We start from the raw sequence: 6,863 nt of genomic DNA, 5'->3' as shown, positions 1-6,863 counted from the left end.
TCTTCCGGGGTGAAACGCCGTCTCTTACTCTTGGTCATGTGATCCTCCTATAAATATCTCGGAGGATTTACTAGCTTATTTTTACCCTATTTTTTTCCCGTTTTCAATGAAGCGCGACAGCAGCACTCCAATCATGAATCGCATCGTCCACTTTATTGAGGCGTTTTTCAATGCCAAATACAATCGATTCAGAGCCCCTTAGCCTCATCCGTTGGGAAAGCCGCACGGTTATTTGTAAGCTTCCTGAGAGTGAATTTCTATGATTCAACTGTGTTCGTCGTGTAAATAATTCTGCGGATTTAGTCAGGATACGAGTAAAATTTGTTGAGGTTGTTTCAGTTGACCGCCATGACTTGCCGATCACCGGACATTGTGCCAGGTGAAAATTGAAGTTAGACAGAGGTTCCTTGAAAAATATATGTTGACAATTGGGTGACAAAAAGGTATCTCAGAAGAAGAGAGGCGGCCATGAAATTTATAACCGTACGAGACCTGAGAACGAAGCCCGCGACGATATGGAAGGACCTCAAGAAGGAAAATGAGTTCGTGATTACCAACAACGGGAAACCGATCGCCCTGCTGACTCCGCTTTCGGATGAGAACCTCGAAGAGTCGCTTCGGGCAAGCAGGAAGGCCCGGGCCGGGGAGGCTCTGCGGGCGATACGTAAACAGGCCCAGGCAACCGGAGCGGACCGTATGACTATGGAAGAGATTGTCGATGAAGTACGGGCGCACCGCAAGGGCAAATGAAGATAGTACTGGACACCAACGTGCTGGTCGCGGGAGCTCTCAATCCCCGCGGCACGCCTGCTAACATATTGAACCTGATACTGAATGAAGAAGTAACCCTATGCTACGATGACAGGATTATCAACGAGTACCGCCGCGTGTTGAAGCGGGACAAATTTACATTAGATCCCGGCGCGGTAGATATTCTTGTAATCCACATCGAGGACCGCGGTGAGCGCACTGACGCGAAACCGCTTGCCGTCGCAATAAACGATCCAGACGACGTCATGTTTTATGAAGTGTTGAAATCTTCAGGGGCGGATTTCCTGGTAACGGGAAACACCAAGCACTTCAAACAGATAAAAGACAAACGGATCGTCACACCTGCCGTATTCATGGCAAAATATTTCGAAGCTGATGAACTGTCACCACCGAGTTAAAATTGCCGGAAAATCTCCGTACGACAACACGGTAACAATGCGCCCTTGAATTGAGGGCTTCCCGGCCCTAGTTGCGGCCCCCTGTGTCCTTCCCGCCCGCAGCCGCGGCGATGAAAGTGCACTTCCTGAGCGTCGCGAAGATGTTCTTGTAGTTGTTGCGCACGAGCATGTAGCGCGGCAGCGCGCCGACATCATTTCCAGCCGCGCACGCGTCCCGCTTGCTCGATCCAATTGTGCAGATCCGGCCTCTGCACCTCCTCCATGGTCTTCAACTTGACGTATCTGCTCCGTTCGTCGGCGCCAAGCGGCGGTGGAGGGTCGAATTCCGCTCCGCCGAAAAAGACGACATTCACGGAGATATCGTAGGCGACCATCTCAATGATCCACCCGAGTTCTGGTAACCCGTAATATACTTTTCCCCATTTTATGGCATAATGGAGTTCGGGGACCTTCTCGCAGATCAATTCCAAGCGCTTGACGATAGGATGCAAATCCGGCATCACTCGCCGAATCCAATCCTCTATCACGGTGTGGTCGCCCGATGGCAAGGGCGGCTTTAGGGTTGCTGCAGGTTTCCGTTGTTTCTTCATTAGAGTTCGTCTCCTATATCTCTACGATTTCCTCATCAGTCAGGATCTATGCCACGACTTCAGTAAAAATAATGAAAAGGGGAAAAATTTGCCATTTTGTGTACAATCATGATAGAATAATACAATAATAATGAACGGAGTGCGCTCATGCCGGAGATATTCAGCATAAATGAAGCCGGGAACCTTCGGATCTTCCGCGAGGGCTGCCTGGCGCTGCTTATCGTTACGCAGGGTTCGGCGGTGGTGCGCGCGGCCGGTCTGCGCTGGTCAGTGATCGCACCCGGGGCCCTTTGTTTCGGGGAGGACGAGCGGCAGGAAATAGAATCCGCTACCGGCATCAGGGGGGCCGGCGTATTCTTCAGGCCGTCATTGATCAACGCAGCGCTGACCTGTGAAAACATCCGTGGCGACCCCGGATCGCTTTCACGGACCGATCGGCTGGACAGGGATTTCCTCTCCCCCTTCATCGAAAGATCTGCGGACTATTCCGGCTTCATTCCCATGGGCCCCGCGCTTATTGACAGGGCCGCCTCGCTCATCGCCCTCCTGGAAGGCGAGCTTCACCGGAAGAGCGACGGGTTCTGGCCGTGCCGCAGCCGGTCCTACCTGCTTGAGCTGGTCTTCCTGATGTTCAAGGTCTACAGGGCCGGCGGTGCGGGACGCGTACAGGTAATCGACGACTCGATTTCCGGAAGGGTCATCCGGTTCATTCAATGCAACATGACCGAAAGGATCCTCGTGGACGATCTTTGCCGCAGGTTCGAAACCAATAAGACCACCCTGAACCGGCTCATGCGGCAGGCGACGGGTTATCCCGCTATTGAGTATCTTAACCGCCAGAGGATACAGAGCGCCTGCCTTCTTCTCAGGGACACCGGGCTCCCGGTGCAGGAGATCGCGTATCGTGCAGGATTCAACGACATCGCGCATTTCGGAAGGATGTTCAGGAAATATACACGCTTTACCCCCCGCAAATACCGCGAGCTCCATTTCCGATCCGCATAACAATGTTTCCGATCCGCAATTCCCTTCCGAATGGGGAAATGCTACATTTTCCCATCAATCAAGCACAGGGAGGATATCATGGAATATCTTTGGATCAGGATGCCGTTGATAATGTCGATAGTTGGGTTCGTGGCTATGGCGCTGTGTCCGGCGGTAAGCCGCCGGGATTGGACGGGTAAGGCGTCCCCGGGAAAGACGGCGCTCCTTATTATCGACATTCAGAATGATTATTTCCCCGGCGGAAGGTTCGAGCTGTTTGAGGCCGTGAACGCGGCCGATGTCGCGAAGCTTGTGCTGGCGCGCTTCAGATCGATCATGGCCCCCTTGATTCACGTCCGGCATGAAAGCGACAAACCGGGCGCGCCATTCTTTGTCCCCGGAACACCAGGCGCGGAAATCAATAGTGCGGTGACGCCGGCAGAAGGCGAGACGGTCATTATCAAGCACGAACCCAGCAGCTTTATAGGAACCCCGCTCGAGGATATTCTCCGCAAAAACGGCGTCACGTACCTTATGATCGTCGGTATGCAAAGCAACGTATGCGTAAAGAGCACGGCGCTGGATGCGGTCAAAAAGAACTACGCGGTAACTGTCGTGGAGGACGCCATTGCCGCGCGGAGCGGGGAGATCCACAAGAAAGCGGTCGCAGAGATGAAAACGGCCGGCGTCGAAATAGTAGTAACGGATTCGGTTCGGTAAACCCATAACCATGAATGGAGAAGACACTGAGCGACTCTCCGGCGATCAGACGGGCAGCAGATAGCGCTCGAGCATGACGGCGAGCTCTTCCAGGACGGATTCCCGTTCCCCTTCATCGTGCATGCGGAGGTGGTGAATGACTCCCTCCGTCGCGCGGAAAATGACGAGGGCGGCCGAACGCGTGTCGCGAATCCCGAATGAGTCGGCGTACAGCGCCAGGGAGGAGGCGAGCGCATCGATTATCCGCGCGTCCTCGCCCGCCTGCAATTTGAACGTGTCGGTATCCGTGAAGATCATGGCAGTCGCCTCGCGGTGAAACGCCGGGCTGAATTCATGCGCCGCCAGGGCGCGCCCGATAAGCCGGCGTATCAGCGCCCTGCCGGCGTCCGGTTCAGCAGGGGGCTCGCCCTCCCGCGTTCCCTCCATGATTTTTTCCCGCACGTCCTGATTGTATTTCCTGAGCGTTTCGAGAAAGAGAAGCTTCTTGTCCGGGAAATACGCGTAAAAGCTTCCCGTCGAAACGCCCGCGGCCGCCGCGATCTCGTTCGAGTTGGTCCCATGATACCCCTTCTTCGCGAAAAGACGCTCCGCCGCCTTGAGTATCCGCTCCCTGGTCCTGATCCCCCTTTTCTGTACAGGGACCCTGGTATCCCGTTTCGCTCTGTCCCCGCTCATTGTCGCCTCGCCAAGAACCGTTTTGGGCAAGCATAGTTCGGCCGGGCCGCGATAGCAACATTAATATGATATAAATATCATATTAATGTTGACAAAATATGATAAAACTATCACATATTGGAGAAATCCGGACAACGCGGGTGCGGGGAGAATATTTTGTGCGATGCATACGGACGGAGGAGGGTGTTATGAACGACGGGAAGCGAAAGGGACTGAACACGGTATCAGGGAGATGCGCGACGCGGATCGCGATTGCATGCCTCATCGCGATTATATCCGTGACGGGGTGCGCGCGGGGGGAAGGACGAGGTGATGACGGTTCGTGCCGGGGGCGTTACAAATTCCTACCTGCTTCCCTGTACGGGGGGATATCTTCTCATCGATACGGGGTACGACAAGGATTATGACGCGTTCATCCTTGAATCGGGAACGAAAGGCGTTGGGATCGCCGATATTCGCTTCCTCCTGCTCACGCATCATCACGACGATCACTCCGGTTTCGCCGCGCGGCTTCTTCGCGAGTCGGGGGCGACGCTTATCGTTCACGAAAAGGCGTTTCCCTTTCTCTCCGAGGGGAAACCCGAAATGAGGATGAAGCCGCTCAACCGGTGCACGCTCGCGGCGTTCACCGTGTTCGCCGCGCTGTTCAAAAATGACAAGACTCACGGCTTTCCCCCCGTGGAAGCAAACACCCGAATGCGGATTATAAGGGGCGACGACGCCGAATTTCTCAAGGGAATTGGGGTGGAGGGGATGATTTTAAGCACGCCCGGGCATACCGACGATTCGATCAGCGTTTTACTCGCGAACGGGAATGCCTTCGTGGGAGACCTCGCGATGGACATGCTGGGTATCTGCGGGTGCGCGCACCGTCCCATCTATGCGAACGATTATGGTCAGGTATACCAGGGGTGGAAACGACTTTCAGGGCGGGGGGCGAAAAAAATATTCCCCTCCCACGGCGACCCGTTCGACGCGGCGTCGCTTCTCGAGACGATGAAGGAAAAGCCCCTGGACAGCGAGGCCCCGGGCGGATTCTAGTTGCGGCCCCGCGCGTCCTTCGCGCCCGCGCCCGAGGCGATGAAGGCGCGTTTCCTGAGCGTCGCGAAAATATTTTTGTAATTGTTGCGCACGAGCATGTAGCGCGGCAGGGCGTAGATATTCTTGTTCGCGGAGAGCGGCACGCTCGTGATTCCCCAGTCGATGGTGAAGGCGCCGCGAAACATCCCCATGCCCAGGGCGAATTCCGCCATGTCGGAGCGCACGCCGAACGGGTACACGTAGGTGAGCACACGCACGCCCAGTTTATCCTCGAGGATGAGCCTGGACTTGAAGATTTCGTTGTTGAATTCGACCAGATCCTTCTTGTACTGCTTCTCGTTCAGGAACAAGTGGTAGTAGCCGTGTCCCGCGATCTCGCAGCCGTCGTCCACCAGGGACTTGAGCTCGTCCCAGGTCATCGCGTCCTCTTTCTTGCTTATAATGTTCGGGTAGATGCCCAGCAGGGGCTTGATGCCGCGCGGCTTGAGCACCTCCCGGTACGCCTCGAGCACGGTCTTGTGCCCGTCGTCGATCGTCACCAGGATGTTGTTGGTACCCTCGATATTACCTTCGAGAAGATCGGACATTTTTACGAATACGAATCCGTCCGCTTCCAGCGCTTCGATGTGCTCCCGCATCTCCTGTACGGAGAAATCGTAGGGGCTCTTCCCGTTGCCGTTGAAGGTGTGGTAGACGATCACCTGCACCTGCGCCGCGTCGAGGGCGGGGGAGAGCGAGACGAGCGCGCCTGCGGCGCACGCGGTCAGTATCAGAACGTTCAGTAATCGGGTCATCGTGGCCATGGTCCTGTATCGAAATAGTGTAGCATGATATGATTCGGCGCGGCGTAACGTGCAACATTAATTTCATCGGCAGTGGAGGAAATTTTGCATGAGAAAAATTACCGTGCATGAAGGGGTGACGGCTGATTTGCAAATTCTTACTCGAACGCGATTCCTGGTCTGGTACATATGGACGCCGTGCATGCCCTTGAACAGGCGTTGCGGCAGTTATCGACAGGGGCGGGGGCCGATTCGCGATGCGTTATTCCCCGGACCGGCTGCAGGCGCAATGCCTCCGGACCGGGGCCCGGCAGTATTCAGGCGCTCACGTCGAGGTTCTCGCCCTTGCCCTCTTCCTGGGCAATGACATCGGCCTTCATCATTTTGTTTTCGAGACCAAGCTGCATCTCCGTGGAGATTTTGAGCATATCGTTCATTCGTTGGATTGTATCGGTTATCTGCGCGGTTGCGCTGGTGTTGATGTTCATGGATGGCCTCCCTGCCCGGGCGAATGCGCCCTTGGGAGTATCGGCTGTCGAGGCGTCAAACTTGAGGGAATAATGGATCACCGGGCCTGCGCATGCAGCGGCGGCGGGTGATATCGGTCCCCCGGCCCTTCGATGGTCGTCGTCATGCAGGCGGCAGGACCGGCCGCAGGACGGCTTTCTTCCACGCGGGAGAGCGTATCGGATCATGTCCGTGCGCCCGGAGCGGTCGCGTCGCGCAGTTATTTCCAATAGGAGCGACCCGTGTCAAACCGGGGTTGCCGATTCCCTCCCGCCAGGGGAAGTATACCGGTTGACGGGGAATTGAAATTATACTACTATCACGCACACGGCCATGAAATCAATATCAGCGATAATCGCCTTGACCATGATTCTTACGGGCGCCGCCGCGGCGGG

The 6,863-nt window shown here is 55.6% G+C and carries 8 protein-coding genes; 5 read left to right on the top strand and 3 right to left on the bottom strand.

The genetic code is table 11. From position 1 onward, the window contains the following. Positions 1 to 468 precede the first annotated feature (468 nt). Positions 469 to 750, top strand: a complete 282-nt coding sequence (locus EPN93_05450; GenBank protein ID TAL37838.1) for a type II toxin-antitoxin system Phd/YefM family antitoxin — start codon at positions 469 to 471, stop codon at positions 748 to 750. Continuing rightward, positions 747 to 1,169, top strand: coding sequence for a putative toxin-antitoxin system toxin component, PIN family (locus EPN93_05445; protein TAL37837.1), 423 nt, complete (start codon positions 747 to 749; stop codon positions 1,167 to 1,169). Before EPN93_05450 ends, EPN93_05445 begins: the two co-directional genes overlap by 4 nt. 191 nt (positions 1,170 to 1,360) lie before the next feature. Here EPN93_05445 and EPN93_05440 read toward each other — a convergent pair whose 3' ends face one another. Continuing rightward, positions 1,361 to 1,669, bottom strand: a complete 309-nt coding sequence (locus EPN93_05440; protein TAL37839.1) for a DUF1801 domain-containing protein — start codon at positions 1,667 to 1,669, stop codon at positions 1,361 to 1,363. Positions 1,670 to 1,906: 237 nt separating this feature from the next. On the opposite strand from EPN93_05440, the gene EPN93_05435 reads away from it, so the two are divergent. Beyond that, entirely contained in the window at positions 1,907 to 2,764 is an 858-nt protein-coding gene (locus tag EPN93_05435; protein TAL37836.1) for an AraC family transcriptional regulator, read from the top strand. Between the two features lie 30 nt (positions 2,765 to 2,794). After that, positions 2,795 to 3,463, top strand: a complete 669-nt coding sequence (locus EPN93_05430; protein TAL37835.1) for a cysteine hydrolase — start codon at positions 2,795 to 2,797, stop codon at positions 3,461 to 3,463. Between the two features lie 45 nt (positions 3,464 to 3,508). On the opposite strand, the gene EPN93_05425 is transcribed toward EPN93_05430, so the two are convergent. Further along, positions 3,509 to 4,138: a TetR/AcrR family transcriptional regulator gene (locus EPN93_05425; GenBank protein ID TAL37834.1), complete on the bottom strand. Its 630-nt coding sequence runs from the start codon at positions 4,136 to 4,138 to the stop codon at positions 3,509 to 3,511. A 312-nt stretch (positions 4,139 to 4,450) separates the two neighbouring features. On the opposite strand from EPN93_05425, the gene EPN93_05420 reads away from it, so the two are divergent. Next, on the top strand, positions 4,451 to 5,179 hold the full coding sequence (locus tag EPN93_05420) for an MBL fold metallo-hydrolase (protein TAL37833.1): 729 nt from the start codon (positions 4,451 to 4,453) through the stop codon (positions 5,177 to 5,179). Here EPN93_05420 and EPN93_05415 read toward each other — a convergent pair. Beyond that, positions 5,176 to 5,982 (bottom strand): polysaccharide deacetylase family protein, encoded by an 807-nt coding sequence (locus tag EPN93_05415; protein TAL37832.1) that lies wholly within the window; start codon positions 5,980 to 5,982, stop codon positions 5,176 to 5,178. The genes EPN93_05420 and EPN93_05415 overlap by 4 nt on opposite strands. Between the last annotated feature and the right edge of the window lie 881 nt (positions 5,983 to 6,863).

Source organism: Spirochaetota bacterium (genome assembly GCA_004297825.1).
GTDB lineage: Bacteria > Spirochaetota > UBA4802 > UBA4802 > UBA5368 > FW300-bin19.
This window is presented reverse-complemented; position numbering and strand designations above follow the sequence as displayed.

What these genes read in the sequence shown, in the direction of transcription:
- EPN93_05425 (TAL37834.1), bottom strand. Translation starts at nt 4,138, where the DNA reads ATGAGCGGGGACAGAGCGAAACGGGATACCAGGGTCCCTGTACAGAAA.
- EPN93_05430 (TAL37835.1), top strand. Translation starts at nt 2,795, where the DNA reads ATGGGGAAATGCTACATTTTCCCATCAATCAAGCACAGGGAGGATATC.
- EPN93_05415 (TAL37832.1), bottom strand. Translation starts at nt 5,982, where the DNA reads ATGGCCACGATGACCCGATTACTGAACGTTCTGATACTGACCGCGTGC.
- EPN93_05450 (TAL37838.1), top strand. Translation starts at nt 469, where the DNA reads ATGAAATTTATAACCGTACGAGACCTGAGAACGAAGCCCGCGACGATA.
- EPN93_05435 (TAL37836.1), top strand. Translation starts at nt 1,907, where the DNA reads ATGCCGGAGATATTCAGCATAAATGAAGCCGGGAACCTTCGGATCTTC.
- EPN93_05440 (TAL37839.1), bottom strand. Translation starts at nt 1,669, where the DNA reads ATGCCGGATTTGCATCCTATCGTCAAGCGCTTGGAATTGATCTGCGAG.
- EPN93_05445 (TAL37837.1), top strand. Translation starts at nt 747, where the DNA reads ATGAAGATAGTACTGGACACCAACGTGCTGGTCGCGGGAGCTCTCAAT.
- EPN93_05420 (TAL37833.1), top strand. Translation starts at nt 4,451, where the DNA reads ATGACGGTTCGTGCCGGGGGCGTTACAAATTCCTACCTGCTTCCCTGT.